General features: G+C 57.3%; 16 protein-coding genes. 12 read left to right on the top strand and 4 right to left on the bottom strand.

Features of this window, described 5'->3' with window-relative positions; all coding sequences use genetic code 11:
• The first annotated feature begins 24 nt into the window (after positions 1-24).
• The gene (locus ACOTZB_RS01845) at positions 25-552 is read left to right on the top strand and encodes a helix-turn-helix domain-containing protein (protein WP_257830184.1); all 528 of its coding nucleotides are present in this window, start codon (positions 25-27) and stop codon (positions 550-552) included.
• Positions 553-632: 80 nt separating this feature from the next.
• Positions 633-2,597, top strand: coding sequence for a peptidase U32 family protein (locus tag ACOTZB_RS01840; protein ID WP_126328509.1), 1,965 nt, complete (start codon positions 633-635; stop codon positions 2,595-2,597).
• Here ACOTZB_RS01840 and ACOTZB_RS01835 read toward each other — a convergent pair whose 3' ends face one another.
• A complete protein-coding gene (locus tag ACOTZB_RS01835; RefSeq protein WP_039262502.1) occupies positions 2,598-2,828 on the bottom strand; it encodes a DUF2554 family protein in 231 nt (76 codons plus the stop codon).
• 244 nt (positions 2,829-3,072) lie between these two features.
• On the opposite strand from ACOTZB_RS01835, the gene ACOTZB_RS01830 reads away from it, so the two are divergent.
• Complete coding sequence (locus ACOTZB_RS01830) at positions 3,073-3,435, top strand: hypothetical protein (protein WP_421626354.1); 363 nt, start codon at positions 3,073-3,075, stop codon at positions 3,433-3,435.
• A gap of 154 nt (positions 3,436-3,589) precedes the next feature.
• Here ACOTZB_RS01830 and ftrA read toward each other — a convergent pair whose 3' ends face one another.
• The gene (ftrA, locus tag ACOTZB_RS01825) at positions 3,590-4,597 is read right to left on the bottom strand and encodes a transcriptional regulator FtrA (RefSeq protein WP_421626353.1); all 1,008 of its coding nucleotides are present in this window, start codon (positions 4,595-4,597) and stop codon (positions 3,590-3,592) included.
• A 73-nt stretch (positions 4,598-4,670) separates the two neighbouring features.
• Here ftrA and ACOTZB_RS01820 point away from each other — a divergent pair, with 73 nt between their 5' ends.
• The 8 genes from ACOTZB_RS01820 to zinT all read left to right on the top strand — a co-directional run bounded on the left by ACOTZB_RS01820 (position 4,671) and on the right by zinT (position 12,685).
• Positions 4,671-5,084: a rhodanese-like domain-containing protein gene (locus ACOTZB_RS01820; protein WP_047651277.1), complete on the top strand. Its 414-nt coding sequence runs from the start codon at positions 4,671-4,673 to the stop codon at positions 5,082-5,084.
• Positions 5,085-5,240: 156 nt separating this feature from the next.
• Entirely contained in the window at positions 5,241-6,344 is a 1,104-nt protein-coding gene (locus ACOTZB_RS01815; protein ID WP_421626352.1) for a cobalamin-independent methionine synthase II family protein, read from the top strand.
• Between the two features lie 200 nt (positions 6,345-6,544).
• Entirely contained in the window at positions 6,545-7,816 is a 1,272-nt protein-coding gene (gene urtA / locus ACOTZB_RS01810) for an urea ABC transporter substrate-binding protein (protein ID WP_047651279.1), read from the top strand.
• A gap of 22 nt (positions 7,817-7,838) precedes the next feature.
• Entirely contained in the window at positions 7,839-9,413 is a 1,575-nt protein-coding gene (gene urtB, locus ACOTZB_RS01805) for an urea ABC transporter permease subunit UrtB (protein ID WP_421626351.1), read from the top strand.
• Positions 9,413-10,486 (top strand): urea ABC transporter permease subunit UrtC, encoded by a 1,074-nt coding sequence (urtC, locus tag ACOTZB_RS01800; RefSeq protein WP_193807141.1) that lies wholly within the window; start codon positions 9,413-9,415, stop codon positions 10,484-10,486. The genes urtB and urtC overlap by 1 nt, the downstream gene beginning before the upstream one ends.
• Positions 10,486-11,283 (top strand): urea ABC transporter ATP-binding protein UrtD, encoded by a 798-nt coding sequence (gene urtD, locus ACOTZB_RS01795; RefSeq protein ID WP_023311769.1) that lies wholly within the window; start codon positions 10,486-10,488, stop codon positions 11,281-11,283. Before urtC ends, urtD begins: the two co-directional genes overlap by 1 nt.
• Before the next feature lie 9 nt (positions 11,284-11,292).
• On the top strand, positions 11,293-11,991 hold the full coding sequence (gene urtE, locus ACOTZB_RS01790; protein ID WP_421626605.1) for an urea ABC transporter ATP-binding subunit UrtE: 699 nt from the start codon (positions 11,293-11,295) through the stop codon (positions 11,989-11,991).
• Positions 11,992-12,043: 52 nt separating this feature from the next.
• Positions 12,044-12,685 (top strand): metal-binding protein ZinT, encoded by a 642-nt coding sequence (gene zinT, locus ACOTZB_RS01785; RefSeq protein WP_421626350.1) that lies wholly within the window; start codon positions 12,044-12,046, stop codon positions 12,683-12,685.
• Between the two features lie 46 nt (positions 12,686-12,731).
• Here zinT and ydeE read toward each other — a convergent pair whose 3' ends face one another.
• Positions 12,732-13,925, bottom strand: coding sequence for an efflux MFS transporter YdeE (gene ydeE, locus ACOTZB_RS01780; RefSeq protein ID WP_126328516.1), 1,194 nt, complete (start codon positions 13,923-13,925; stop codon positions 12,732-12,734).
• Between the two features lie 193 nt (positions 13,926-14,118).
• On the opposite strand from ydeE, the gene eamA reads away from it, so the two are divergent.
• Positions 14,119-15,024: an O-acetylserine/cysteine exporter gene (gene eamA, locus ACOTZB_RS01775; protein ID WP_126328517.1), complete on the top strand. Its 906-nt coding sequence runs from the start codon at positions 14,119-14,121 to the stop codon at positions 15,022-15,024.
• A 31-nt stretch (positions 15,025-15,055) separates the two neighbouring features.
• On the opposite strand, the gene marB is transcribed toward eamA, so the two are convergent.
• A complete protein-coding gene (gene marB / locus ACOTZB_RS01770) occupies positions 15,056-15,274 on the bottom strand; it encodes a multiple antibiotic resistance protein MarB (protein ID WP_029741246.1) in 219 nt (72 codons plus the stop codon).
• Between the last annotated feature and the right edge of the window lie 11 nt (positions 15,275-15,285).

Below are 15,285 nucleotides of genomic sequence, written 5' to 3'. Positions count from 1 at the left end.
TGCTGATCGCCATCAGGAGGGACCATGGACATCACACTACACCTTGCAACAACGCTGAAAACGCTGCGCCAGACGCGCGGCTGGAGTTTGTCGAAGCTCGCGGACGAGACCGGCGTGTCAAAAGCGATGCTGGGGCAAATCGAGCGCAATGAATCCAGCCCGACGGTGTCGACGCTGTGGAAAATAGCCACCGGGCTGAACGTGCCGTTTTCCGCGTTCATCACGCCAGAGGCGGACCGACAGGCGGTGTTTGACCCGCAGCAGCAGGCGATGGTGGTCAAACCGCTTTTTCCGTGGGACGAGACGCTCGGGTTTGATTATTTCTCGATTACGCTGGCACCCGGCGCGCTGAGTGAATCCACGCCGCATGAGGCGGGGGTGATTGAACATGTGGTGGTGGTCAGCGGCGAGCTGGAGATGAAGCTCGAGGGCAAATGGCAGACGATATCTGCCGATTCGGGCGTCCGTTTCGCCGGCGATAAACCGCACGCCTACCGCAACAGCAGCGACCGGACGGTGCATTTTCACTCCCTGATTCATTATCCCCGCTGAGGCTACGCAAAACTGTTTCGCTGACGCAGACTTCTGACTACAATAGCCGCCATTTTGACCATAACGGATAACGACGAAGTATGCGCCTGCAATCCCATCATCTTGAACTTTTAAGCCCGGCCCGCGACGCCGCCATTGCCCGTGAAGCGATCCTTCACGGCGCTGACGCCGTCTACATTGGCGGCCCTGGCTTCGGTGCCCGCCATAACGCCAGCAACAGCCTGAGCGATATTGCTGAACTGGTGCCGTTCGCCCATCGTTTCGGGGCGAAAGTGTTCGTGACCCTGAACACCATTCTTCATGATGATGAGCTGGAGCCCGCGCAACGTCTGATTACCGATCTCTACCAGGCCGGCGTTGATGCCCTGATCGTTCAGGACATGGGCGTTCTGGAGCTGGATATTCCGCCCATTGAACTGCATGCCAGTACCCAGTGCGATATCCGCACGGTCGAGAAGGCGAAGTTTCTCTCCGACGTCGGCTTTTCGCAGATCGTTCTGGCGCGCGAGCTGAACCTGAATCAGATCCGCGACATTCACCAGGCGACAGACGCGACGATTGAGTTCTTTATCCACGGTGCGCTGTGCGTGGCTTATTCCGGTCAGTGCAATATTTCCCACGCGCAGACGGGCCGCAGCGCCAACCGCGGCGACTGTTCTCAGGCCTGCCGTCTGCCGTATACCCTGAAAGACGATCAGGGCCGCGTCGTGGCGTTCGAAAAACACCTGCTTTCTATGAAGGACAACGATCAGACGGCCAACCTGGGCGCGCTGATCGACGCGGGCGTGCGTTCCTTCAAGATTGAAGGGCGCTACAAAGATATGAGCTACGTGAAGAACATCACCGCGCACTATCGCCAGATGCTGGACGCCATTATCGAAGATCGCGGCGACCTGGCGCGCGCGTCGGCCGGGCGCACCGAGCATTTCTTTATTCCGTCGACGGACAAAACGTTCCACCGCGGCAGCACGGACTATTTTGTGAATGCCCGTAAAGGGGATATCGGCGCGTTCGACTCACCGAAGTTTATCGGTTTACCGGTGGGTGAAGTGCTGAAAGTGGCGAAAGATCACCTTGATGTTGAAGTGACGGAACCGCTGGCGAACGGCGATGGCCTTAACGTGATGATTAAGCGTGAGGTCGTAGGCTTCCGTGCCAATACGGTCGAGAAAACCGGCGAGAACCGCTACCGCGTCTGGCCGAATGAAATGCCCGCCGATCTCTACAAGGCGCGGCCGAACGCGGCGCTTAACCGTAACCTCGATCATAACTGGCAGCAGGCGCTGCTGAAAACCTCCAGCGAACGCCGTATCGCCGTGGATATTGAGCTGGGCGGCTGGGAAGAGCAGCTAATTCTGACCATGACCTGTGAAGACGGCATTAGCGTGACGCATACGCTCGATGGTCATTTCGAGGTGGCAAACAACGCGGAAAAAGCGCTTAACAGCCTGAAGGATGGCGTGGCGAAGCTGGGCCAGACGATTTATTACGCGCGCGCGATCGACGTGAATCTGCCGGACGCGCTGTTCGTGCCGAACAGCCTGCTTAACCAGTTCCGCCGCGAAACGGCAGAGATGCTGGATGCCGCGCGCCTGGCACAGTATCCGCGCGGAAGCCGTAAAGCGGAAACCGTCCCTGCGCCAGTCTACCCGGACACCCATTTATCCTTCCTCGCTAACGTCTACAACCATAAAGCGCGTGAATTCTATCATCGCCATGGCGTGCAGCTGATCGACGCAGCCTATGAAGCGCATGAAGAGAAGGGCGATGTGCCGGTGATGATCACCAAGCACTGCCTGCGCTTTGCCTTTAACCTGTGTCCTAAGCAGGCGAAAGGGAACATTAAGAGCTGGAAGGCCACCCCTATGCAGCTGGTAAACGGTGACGAAGTGCTAACCCTTAAATTCGACTGTCGTCCCTGCGAAATGCACGTGATTGGCAAGATGAAAAACCACATCTTCAAAATGCCGCAGCCTGGCAGCATTGTGGCGTCCGTCAGTCCGGACGATCTGATGAAAACGCTGCCGAAACGCAAGGGCAGCTAACTACCGAACGTGCGTGTCCGGTTTGCGCGATTTCTGCCACAGGTGGTGTTCGCGCAAACCCTCCGCCGACTCTTCCGCAGCGCTTCGCAACTCATCGCTGTCGGCTTCATGACGAAGCTGATGCGCCACATTCTTGACCCATAAATATTCGTGTCCTTTGTGCCCGGCCATAAGCTGGCCGGAAAACAGCGCACAGATAAGCATGACGAAAGATAACCCTTTTTTAATCATGGATTCACCGCTTAAAAACAATGCGGGATAATCATGTCGATTATTTTTAAGGGTTATTATTCAAAAATTAAAATTAGCGAAAAGAAAATGTCAAATATTGTGGATTCGGAATTACGGTTAAGACATTTCCTAAAAGTCATCTGAAACTTTGTAAAGCTCCATTTCTGGACCACAATTGGATATTTGCATTAAGGATAAATCTTATATAATAGTTATCTCGGGCTAAGGAACAGGTCATTCATAAATGAAAAAAATAATAGCGCTTGCGCTTCTGGCGGTGGCTGTTGGAGCTGTTGTTGGGATTCGTTATGCAGGTAATGACGAACCAGAATATATTCAGTCTGCAGAAATTCGCGTGGGTTCCTATTTAACCAGCGATTATGGTGGCGTTGCCTGCTCCAGCAAAAAAATAAACGATCGACGCTGGGAATTAGATTGCACTCATCAGGCAAGAGGAAAAACATTCCAGTTCGCGGTGTATCCCTCTGAAAAAGCACCTTATGGTGTCGCCCGTTCCTTTTATCTTGAAGCCATTAATGACGACGCAAAACAGAGCGCTGAGCAGGGGCTTATGCGTTATTTGCAGATCAATACCCATGCAGGTTAATCAGACTGTTTAACCTTCGTTAAGACAACGGGTGTTAGGTTGTAGGCGATCCGCAGCCCGGCCATGGAGTGTCGGGACGTAGAGACCAAAACACAAATCTATCCATGCAAGCATTTACCGCCAGTTAATGGCGGTTTTTTTTGCACTTATGCCGCTAGCGGGCAGTGTCAGAACGTGAAAACTGTTTGCGATACTGAGCCGGGGAAAGTGCGAACTGCTGGCGAAAATGATGACGCAATGTCGATGCCTGCCCAAACCCGGTCTGCTCAGCGATGCTGTCGACGCTTAACCGGCTGCTTTCCAGATAATCTTTTGCTCTCAGCAGGCGCTCATTGATTAACCAGCGTGCGGGCGTCGTCCCCGTTGCCGCCTCGAAGCGACGAAGGAAGGTGCGCTGGCTCATTCCGACCCGACGCGCCAGGGAGTCGACGCTGTGCGATTCGATAAGATGCATGTGCAGAAAATCAAATAGCTGTCCGAGACGCTGGCTCTCCCGCAGCTGCGCCACAGGGCGGCTAAGCTGCTGCGGCTGTGAACCATCCCGGTGTGGAGGAATGACCAGCCGACGCGCCACGCTGTTGGCGGTTTCCATGCCATAATCCCGCCGCACAACGTGCAGACAGAGATCGATTCCCGCCGCGCTGCCAGCGGACGTCAGAATATCGCCTTCGTCCTGGTAGAGCACATCTTCAACCACGTCGATGTCAGGGTAACGGGCTTTAAGCGCGTCAATGTAGCGCCAGTGCGTCGTTGCTTTGCGGCCGTTCAGCAGCCCCGTTGCGGCCAGCACAAACACCCCCGAGCAGATGGACAGCAGCCGGCATCCTCGTGCGCTGGCCTGACGTAATGCCTCGCTGAGCGCGTCCGGAACCGGCGAGTCCAGCCCACGCCAGCCGGGAACCACAATCAGATCCGCAGACGCAAGCAGGCTTAAATCACCATCGGTAACGATGCGGATCCCTCCAGTTGCCCGAAGTTCACCGCTGTCCACGCTCGCCACCGCAAAACGATACCATTCGTCGCCCAGCTCGGGACGCGGCAGGCCGAAGATCTCCACCGCTACGCCAAACTCAAAGGTACACAGACCGTCATACGCCAGCACGACCACCTGCGGGCGGGCAATTTGTCTTAAGTTTGTCATCTTTTTGCTGTTTTCTGGCATAAGCGAACGCATTCACGGGCTGAATTTGTGGATAGAGTAGTGTTAACACAAACGCCAAAGATGAGGAAGGATCATGAGCTATGTTACTGAATTTCCGGCTGCCGAGCCGCAGGAAGCCGTTACCCATTTTCTGCGCCGACTGAGCGTTGAAACCGACTGCGCGGATGTGCATCACGCCATCGCCAATAATGAGCAAGATTTTGTTTTGCTGCACGTGGTGGGGAGTCCGGAGCAGTTTGCCCGCCGTCACGTGCCGGGCGCATTGCACCTGCCACGGAGCCAGATGACTGCCGGGCGTATGGCCGAATGGCCTGAAGGCACGCTGTTCGTCGTTTACTGCGCAGGTCCGCACTGTAACGGCGCGGACAGAGCCGCGCTGAAGCTGGCGCGCCTCGGGCTGCCGGTCAAAATCATGCTCGGGGGGATCGCCGGCTGGGAGGATGAAAAGTTCGCCTTTGCCAGCAGCGAAACCGCCGTCGCGCTGTGAAGATGAATTTTTTTCAACACCCGTGAAATTTTCTCGTTTGCCGGAACAGGACAGGTATGACATCTTTTTTGGACATTTAGACATCCAGAAGTCTAAAACTTCAAATGATGAATTATCACTGCGGGCAATTATCGCCGGCAGACTGAGGAGATTTCCATGCAACGACACCACGCCCCGTATCGCGCCGACGTAGTCGGCAGTTTTTTACGCCCGGATGCCATCAAGCAGGCTCGCCTGAAGTTCGCCAGCGGCGAGATTGACGCCGGACAGCTTCGCGCGGTGGAAGACGATGCCATTCGCCACGTCGTTGAGCAGCAGTGTGCGTGCGGCCTGCATGTCGTGACCGACGGTGAATTTCGCCGTGCCTGGTGGCACTTCGACTTCTTCGACGGTCTGCAGGGGGTTGAGCGTTACGATTCACAGCAGGGTATCCAGTTCAACGGGGTACAAACCAAAGCCCACGGCGTGCGCGTCACCGGCAAGCTGGGCTTTGGCGACCATCCGATGCTGGAAGATTTCCGCTATCTGAAAAGCATCAGCGGCAATGCTCAGCCGAAGATGACCATACCCAGCCCGAGCGTGCTTCATTTCCGCGGCGGGCGCAAAGACATCGATGCGACGGTGTACCCGGATCTGAATGACTATTTCGACGATCTGGCGACCACCTGGCGCGACGCCATCCACGCATTTTACGACGCGGGCTGCCGCTACCTGCAGCTGGACGACACCGTCTGGGCCTATCTTTGTTCGGACGACCAGCGCCGTCAGATCCGCGAGCGCGGCGATGATGCCGATGAGCTGGCACGTATCTATGCCCGCGTCCTGAACAAGGCGCTGGAAGGTAAGCCGGACGATCTGACCATCGGGCTGCACGTCTGTCGCGGTAACTTCCGTTCCACCTGGATTTCCGAAGGCGGCTATGAGCCGGTGGCGGAGGTGCTGTTCGGAACGGTCAACGTTGACGCGTTCTTCCTTGAATACGACAACGACCGCAGCGGGGATTTCGCGCCATTGCGCTTCATTCGCCCGGGCAAACAGCAGGTGGTGCTGGGTCTGATCACCACGAAAAACGGTGAGCTGGAGAACCCGGAGGGGATTAAAGCCCGTCTGGAAGAGGCGGCAAAATACGTGGCAAAAGAGCAAATTTGCCTCAGCCCGCAGTGCGGCTTTGCTTCTACAGAAGAGGGCAACAGCCTGAGTGAATCCCAGCAGTGGGACAAAGTCCGTCTGGTCACGCAGATCGCCAGCGAAGTCTGGTAAAGCCTCTTCCACAGCGCTGCATTATAAAAGTGCAGCGCTGTGCCATTCTGAGTCGTTCTCTTTACATCCCGCGTTCCCCCACCTGAAATAGCGCCTCCTCCATTCTGGCATCCTTTTTGCTCCTGCTTCGCTGACACATTTTTTTCCGCGTCCACGCCGTAACGGACGTTTTGACAGCGTTCTTTTTCAGGAGTGAAAATATGCAGCGTCGTACCTTATTAAAAGCCTTTGCGTTATCCGCGTCAGTCGTGGCGATGGGAATGAGTTTTGGCGTGCAGGCGGCCGATACCATCAAAGTAGGGATCATGCATTCTCTTTCCGGCACCATGGCCATCTCCGAAACGCCGCTGAAAGACGTCGCGCTGATGACCATCGACGAGATCAACGCGAAAGGTGGCGTGCTGGGTAAAAAACTGGAGCCGGTGGTGGTGGATCCCGCCTCAAACTGGCCGCTGTTTGCCGAGAAGGCGCGCCAGCTGTTAAGTCAGGATAAAGTGGCGGTGGTATTCGGCTGCTGGACGTCGGTATCGCGCAAATCCGTGCTGCCGGTCTTCGAGGAGCTGAACGGCCTGCTGTTCTATCCGGTGCAGTATGAAGGCGAAGAAATGTCGCCAAACGTGTTCTATACTGGCGCCGCACCGAATCAGCAGGCCATCCCGGCGGTGGAATACCTGATGAGCGAAGACGGCGGCGCGGCGAAGCGCTTCTTCCTGCTGGGCACGGACTATGTTTACCCGCGCACCACCAACAAGATCCTGCGCGCTTTCCTGCATTCGAAAGGGGTGGAGGATAAGGACATCGAAGAGGTTTACACCCCGTTTGGTCATAGCGACTACCAGACCATCGTCGCCAACATCAAAAAATTCTCTGCAGGCGGCAAAACCGCCGTGGTGTCGACCATCAACGGTGACTCCAACGTACCGTTTTACAAAGAGCTGGCTAACCAGGGCCTGAAGGCGACCGACGTGCCGGTGGTGGCGTTCTCCGTGGGCGAAGAAGAGCTGCGCGGGATCGACACCAAACCGCTGGTGGGTAACCTGGCCGCGTGGAACTACTTTGAGTCCGTCGATAATCCGACTAACCAGGCGTTCGTGGCGGATTACAAAGCCTATGCGAAGGCGCACAAGCTGCCAAACGCCGACACCGTGGTGACCAACGACCCGATGGAAGCGACTTACGTGGGGATCCATATGTGGGCGCAGGCGGTGGAAAAAGCGGGCACGACCGACGTGGATAAAGTGCGTGCGGCGATGGCCGGTCAGTCCTTTAAGGCGCCGTCAGGCTTTACGCTCACCATGGATGCCACCAACCACCATCTGCATAAGCCGGTCATGATCGGTGAAATCGAAGGCAACGGTCAGTTCAACGTGGTGTGGCAGACGGAACAGCCGGTACGCGCCCAGCCGTGGAGCCCGTTCATCGCCGGAAACGATAAAAAGCCCGACCAGCCGATGAAAACCGTCAGCAATTAAGCCATCACCAGGGAGAAACGTCATGAACGCCATGCGCATGTTCATCGCTCTTGTATGGCTTTCCGGACTGCTGCCAGGGATGGCGCAGGCATCGGATGCCGATCGTTTTGTTGCCGCCAGCCGCAGCCAGCAGGCGGAGTTGCTGACGCAGTGGGCCGAAGCGCCGGACGCCGCGAGGCTGCCGCTGCTGCAGGCACTGCAAAAAGAAAACCTCTATGCCGACAGCCAAAAGCACGCCTTTTCGCAGCGCAACGGTCAAATGGTCTCGCTCGGTGACGCTAAGTCGACCGAAGGGGCAGCCAAAGCCGTTCGTTTGACCAACCGGCTGCGGGTTCTGGCCGCCACGGCCATCGCTACACATCAGCTGGTGAGTGACAGTGTCACAGAAAGGCGAACTTCAGCCCGTCAGCTTCAGCGGGATGCCCAGCCCGGAATGCTCGCTTTTCTGGAAAAGCGGATAAACGATGAAACGGACGCGGTGGCACGTCAGGCGCTTTTACTGGCGGTGGCGAATCTCCAGCTCTCCAGCCCGCAGGCAGAGGTGCGCCGCAAGGCCGTCGAATTATTAGGGCAGTCCGACGATCCGGACGTGGAGTCCAGACTTACCCCGTTTACCCAGGCGCAGACCGAGCCGGATGCCGGGGTTCGCGCCGCCGCGCAGGAGAGTCTGAGCCAGATCCAGCATCGACTGATGTGGGGCGATCTGCTGGGCCAGGCGTTTATGGGGCTGTCCCTTGGGTCGGTACTTCTGCTGGCCGCGCTGGGGCTGGCTATCACCTACGGCTTGCTGGGCGTGATTAACATGGCCCATGGCGAGATGCTGATGCTGGGGGCATATGCCACCTGGATGGTGCAGCAGGCGATGGCCGGGCTTGCACCCCAGTGGCTGGCGCTCTATCCCGTTATCGCCTTGCCGGTCGCGTTCTGCCTGACGGCGGGCATTGGAATGGTGCTGGAGCGCACGGTGATCCGCCATCTGTACGGTCGTCCGCTGGAAACGCTGCTGGCAACGTGGGGCATCAGCCTGATGCTCATCCAACTGGTGCGCATGACCTTTGGCGCCCAGAACCTGGAGGTCGCCAACCCGGCATGGCTCTCCGGCGGAGTGCAGGTTTTTGCCAACCTGACGCTGCCGTGGAACCGCATCGTGGTGCTGGGCTTCGTGCTGCTGGTGCTGTTCTTTACCTGGCTCATTCTGAATAAAACCCGTCTGGGTCTAAACGTGCGCGCGGTGACGCAGAACCGCAGCATGGCCGCCTGCTGCGGGGTGCCGACAGGCCGCGTGGATATGCTGGCATTTGGGCTTGGATCAGGGATTGCCGGGTTAGGCGGCGTGGCGTTATCGCAACTCGGTAACGTCGGGCCGGAGCTGGGCCAGGGCTACATTATTGATTCCTTCCTCGTGGTCGTGCTGGGTGGCGTAGGGCAGCTGGCAGGCAGCGTCGCCGCGGCGTTTGGTCTGGGCATTTTCAATAAAATTCTTGAACCGCAGATGGGGGCGGTGCTGGGCAAGATCGTGATTCTGGTGGCGATCGTGCTGTTTATTCAAAAACGCCCTCAGGGGCTGTTTGCGCTGAAAGGGAGGGTGATTGACTGATGAGCCAGCCGCTGACCTTAACGCTGGCGCGCAAAGCGCCGCGCACAACGCAGATTGCAGGCAGCCTGCTGGTGGTGTGTCTGCTGATATTACCGTTTTTCGCCTTACTGCCTGCGACGCATCCGCTGGCGCTGTCGACCTGGATGCTGACGCTGACTGGCAAGATCCTCTGCTATGCCATCGTTGCGGTGGCGCTGGATCTGGTGTGGGGCTACGCCGGGATGCTCTCTCTCGGGCACGGCATCTTCTTCGCCCTGGGCGGCTACGCGATGGGCATGTACCTGATGCGTCAGGCCGCGGGTGACGGTCTTCCCGCGTTTATGTCGTTTCTCTCCTGGAGCGAACTACCGTGGTTCTGGTGGGGCACCCAGCATTTTGCCTGGGCGCTGGTATTGATTGTGATGGTGCCGGGGCTGCTGGCGCTGGTGTTCGGCTGGTTCGCCTTCCGCTCAAAGATCAAAGGGGTCTACTTCTCGATTATGACCCAGGCGCTGACCTATGCCGGGATGCTGCTGTTCTTTCGCAACGAAACCGGTTTTGGCGGCAATAACGGCTTTACCGGCTTCACCACGCTGCTCGGGTTTTCGGTAACGGAAACGACCACCCGCATCGCGCTGTTTCTGGCGACCGTGCTGTTGCTGATTCTGGCGTTGGGCACCGGATTTGCCCTGGCGAAGAGCAAGTTTGGCCGCATCCTGACCGCCGTTCGCGACGCCGAAAACCGCCTGACGTTTTGCGGCTACGATCCGCGCGGGTTCAAGCTGCTGGTATGGACGCTCTCCGCCGTGCTGTGCGGCCTGGCGGGGGCGCTGTACGTCCCGCAGGTGGGCATTATTAACCCCGGTGAAATGTCGCCGACCAACTCGATTGAAGCCGCGATCTGGGTGGCGCTGGGCGGGCGTGGCACGCTGGTCGGGCCGGTGATTGGCGCGGCGCTGGTGAACGGGGCGAAGAGCTTCTTCACCGTCGCGATGCCGGAATACTGGCAGCTGTTCCTGGGGTTGATTTTCATCGCCGTCACGCTGTTTTTACCGCGCGGCGTCTACGGTCTGTTTCGAAAGGGAGAGAAATAATGCAGCCAGCCGAAGGGTTATTCACCCGTCAGTTGCCGGGCGATCGTTACCGTGAACAGACCGACCCGGTGCTTCAGCTTGAGGCCATTAACGTCAATTTTGACGGGTTTCAGGCCCTGACCGATCTCTCGCTGAATATCGGCGTGGGCGAGCTGCGCTGCGTGATTGGCCCTAACGGCGCCGGTAAAACCACGCTAATGGACGTTATTACAGGCAAAACGCGGCCAAAGAGCGGCAGGGCGATTTACGATCAGTCCATCGATCTGACCGCGCTGGAGCCTGCGGCCATTGCCCGCCAGGGGATCGGGCGTAAATTCCAGAAGCCCACGGTCTTTGAAGCGCTGACCGTGTGGGAAAATCTCGAAATCGCAATGAAAACCGATAAATCCGTCTGGGCGAGCCTGCGGGCAAAACTCAACGGTGAGCAGCGCGACCGCATCGATGAGATGCTGGTTTTGCTGCGCCTTAGCAGCGAGCGCGACCGCCGCGCCGGGCTGCTTTCTCACGGGCAAAAACAGTTTCTGGAAATCGGTATGCTGCTGGTTCAGGACCCGCACCTGCTGCTGCTGGACGAACCGGCCGCCGGGATGACCGACGCGGAAACGGAATACACCGCCGAGCTGTTCAAAACGCTGGCGGGTAAGCACTCCCTGATGGTGGTGGAGCACGATATGGGCTTTGTTGAGACTATCGCCGACCACGTCACGGTGCTGCATCAGGGACGCGTGCTGGCGGAAGGTTCGCTTCGCGAGGTGCAGGCCAACGAGCAGGTGATTGAGGTCTATCTCGGACGCTGAGGAGCGATGATGTTACAGGTTAACGAACTGAATCAGTATTACGGCGGCAGCCATATCCTGCGCGGCGTGAGTTTTGAGGCCGTCACCGGAGAAGTCACCTGCCTGCTGGGGCGCAACGGCGTCGGGAAAACCACGCTGCTGAAGTGTCTGATGGGGCTGATCCCGGCGAAAACCGGGGAGGTCATCTGGCAGGGTAAAAAGATCACCCACAGCAGGCCGCACCAGCGGGTGCAGTCTGGCGTAGCGTACGTCCCGCAGGGCCGCGAGATTTTCCCGCGCCTGACCGTGGAAGAGAACCTTCTGCTCGGGCTGTCGCGTTTTTCCGCCCGCGAGGCGAAGCAGGTTCCGGATGAGATCTGGCAGCTGTTTCCGGTGCTCAAAGAGATGAAGCATCGCCGCGGGGGCGATCTCTCCGGTGGACAGCAGCAGCAGCTGGCGATTGGTCGCGCGCTGGCGAGCCGTCCGCAGCTGTTGATTCTGGATGAGCCGACGGAAGGCATACAGCCGTCCGTCATTAAAGAGATCGGCCATGTGATCCGCACTCTGGCGAACAGAGGCGACATGGCGATCCTGCTGGTAGAGCAGTTTTACGATTTTGCCGCCGAGCTGGCCGACAGCTATCTGCTGATGTCGCGCGGCTCCATCATTCAGCGCGGGCGGGGTAAAAATATGGAGCAGGAGGGCGTATGCGGCCTGGTTGCGATCTGAAATGTTATAATATAACATCCTCATTCTTATAAAACGGAATGAGGGCGTTACTTTGGCTGCACATATTGGGAAATTTGCCATGACTCTGGGGGCGCTGCTGGTCAGCGGCCAGCTGTTTGCACACTCGCACGGCCACCAGATGACCGAAGCGGAACAGAAAGCGGCGAACGGCGTGTTTGAGGATAAAGACGTCAAGGACAGGCAGCTGTCTGACTGGGACGGAACCTGGCAGTCGGTCTATCCGTTCCTGTTGGACGGCTCGCTGGATCCGGTGTTTAAACAGAAAGCGCAGAAAGACAAAAGCAAAACCTTTGACGAGGTGAAAGCGTACTACCGCACGGGCTATGCGACGGACGTGGATGCTATCGGCATCGAAAACAACGTGATGGAATTCCATAAGGGCAAAGCGGTCAGCCGCTGTCAGTATGATTACAGCGGCTACAAAATACTGACCTACGCATCGGGCAAAAAAGGGGTTCGCTATCTGTTTGAATGTAATGATGCCGGCAGCAAGGCGCCGAAGTTTGTTCAGTTCAGCGACCACACCATCGCCCCGAAGGCCTCTTCGCACTTCCACATTTTCATGGGCAACACCTCCCACGAGGCGCTGCTGAAAGAGATGGATAACTGGCCGACCTATTATCCAAATGAGATGTACAAAGAGCAGGTGGTAGAGGAAATGCTGCACCACTGATGCTTTATTGCCGGGTGGCGGCTACGCCTCACCCGGCCTGGAAGCGCTACGCCACCTTCGGTGACTCGCACCACGCCTTCACGCTCATCCCACGCAAAATCATCAGCCACGCAATGACGATGGCGACCATCATGATGACAAATAACGACCAGTGTGGCAGGTTGGTCAGAATAATACCGGTGATCATCGGGTTTGCCGCCGCGCCAAGCCAGCCCAGCGCCTGAGCGGAGAAATAGCTCGCCTTCATCCCCGGCGGGGCAATGTTGTCGATCAGCATGTATTCACCCGGCGCATAGATAATCTCTCCCAGGGTAAAGATGGCGGCAGCGATGCCCCAGTAAACCAGGTTTTCCCCGGAGAGCATAAAGCCACCCAGTCCCACGATAAAAAACAGGGTGGCGAGGGTCATCAGCGGGCGAATATTGCTGGCAGAGATCTTGCGGCCCAGCGCATATTGCAGCGTCACCACCACGGCGGCGTTGACGGGCAATACCACGGCGACCACCTTTTCGGCGAAATTACTGTCTGCATGCGCGGCCAGAACGTATTGCGAAATGCAGGTCGCGAACGATCCGCCGACGTATGACGCGAGCAGGCCAGAGAGCGTATACCAGAACAGCGCGCGGTCTTTCAGCAGCACCGACGGCTGCCAGGGCATCTTCTCCTCGGCGGTATCCAGCGCAACGCTTTTCTGCACGAAGAAATGGATGAATCCGAGCGGCAGCGCGGCGCAGAAGGCCGCCAGCCAGAACGGCAGCTGCAGGCTGTACATCACCAGCAGGGTGCCAATCGGCGGCCCGATCGTCCAGCCAATGTTCAGGAAGCTGTAGTTAAGCGAGAAGACGCGCGCTTTCTGGCTTGCGGTAAGCACGTCGGAGAACCAGGCCTTCAGCACTGTCGAAAAGACGGAATAGGCGCAGTTGATCAGCGCAAAGAACAGCACCACCAGCGTGACGTTATCCACCAGCGGGATCGCGACAAAGCCGGCGATAAAGGCCACGATCGCGATCAGCATATAGCGCTTTTTATCAAACTTATCGGCAAGAATGCCAAATCCCAGGCTGAACACCACGCCGATAGTCAGCGCAATCGTCAGGGCATAACCAATATTCTCGACGCTCATGCTGTAGACGCGCGTGAGATAAATGGTCATGAACGGCAGCGTTGCCCCCCGACCGATGGTTAATAACAATGACGACGCCAGCAGCGCTGCGGTTGAGCGCCTGAGAGATGGTTTCATATTCCTGCCCGACAATTGCTTATGCTTTTTATGTTGTGTCCTAAAAGGAGTATCACGACATAAGGGGCTTGTATAGCGCCCAATTTATCCCTAAGTGCTTCGCCTGACTGCCAGAATTAATGATCTTCTCGCCGCGCGCTTTTTTCTGTTACCTTGAAGTGTTAACAAATAATTAATAATTCAGGGGCAGGGTATGACGCGTAAAGACGGGCTGCTGGCGTTGCTGGTGGTCGTAGTATGGGGGCTCAATTTTGTGGTCATCAAGCTGGGGTTGCACAACATGCCGCCGCTGATGCTGGCCGGTTTGCGTTTTTTGCTGGTCGCCTTCCCGGCGCTCTTTTTCGTCGCCCGTCCGAAGATCCCGTTAAAGCTGCTGCTGGGCTATGGCCTGACCATCAGCTTTGGCCAGTTCGCCTTTCTCTTCTGCGCCATCAAGTTCGGGATGCCGGCCGGTCTTGCCTCGCTGGTGCTGCAGGCGCAGGCGTTCTTTACCATTATTCTCGGCGCCTTCGTGTTTGGCGAACGATTACAGGGCAAACAGCTGGCGGGCATTACGCTGGCGGTGTTTGGCGTTCTGGTGCTCATTGAAGCCAGCCTGAATGGTCAGCATGTGGCACTGCTCGGCTTTATGCTGACGCTGGCGGCGGGGCTGAGCTGGGCCTGCGGGAATATCTTCAACAAGCTGATTATGCAGCACGAGGCGCGCCCGCAGGTGATGTCTCTGGTGGTCTGGAGCGCGCTGATCCCGATAATCCCATTTATGGTGGCGTCGTTTATTCTTGATGGTCCAGATGTGATGCTGAACAGCCTGGTTGAGATCGACCTGACCACGATCCTTTCTCTTGTCTATCTGGCCTTTGTCGCCACCATTGTGGGCTACGGGATTTGGGGATCGCTGCTGGGGCGTTATGAAACCTGGCGCGTGGCGCCGTTATCCCTGCTGGTGCCGGTGGTAGGGCTTGCCAGTGCGGCACTCTTGCTGGATGAAACGCTGAGCGCGCTGCAGCTGTTTGGCGCCGTGCTGATCATGGCCGGGCTGTACATTAACGTGTTTGGTCTGCGGGTTCGTCGGGCGACGCGGGTAAGCGAAAAGGCATAAAAAAGCCCCGCGTCTGCGGGGCAAAAACGAATCAGAGGCCGTGCTGATTATAATAAGGCACGCCTAATTCGTCGGATTTGTCGCTACCAGCACCCATATGGTTGAAATCATAAGGCGACTGGTCATGTGCTGACGGCAAAATCATCGTATCAGGATTATTTTGCTGCGTTGCACGAGGGGTTTGCTCCGCGAAGGTCTGGCTGGAGAAGAGCACCAGCAAGGCGAGGGCGGCGGAGGCGGTAACTTTCATGATTTCCTCGG

This window comes from Enterobacter cloacae complex sp. SHL020 (genome assembly GCF_049236945.1).
Taxonomy (GTDB): domain Bacteria; phylum Pseudomonadota; class Gammaproteobacteria; order Enterobacterales; family Enterobacteriaceae; genus Enterobacter; species Enterobacter dykesii.
The sequence above is the reverse complement of the archived record's forward strand: the minus strand, read 5'-3'. Positions and strand labels throughout refer to the sequence as shown.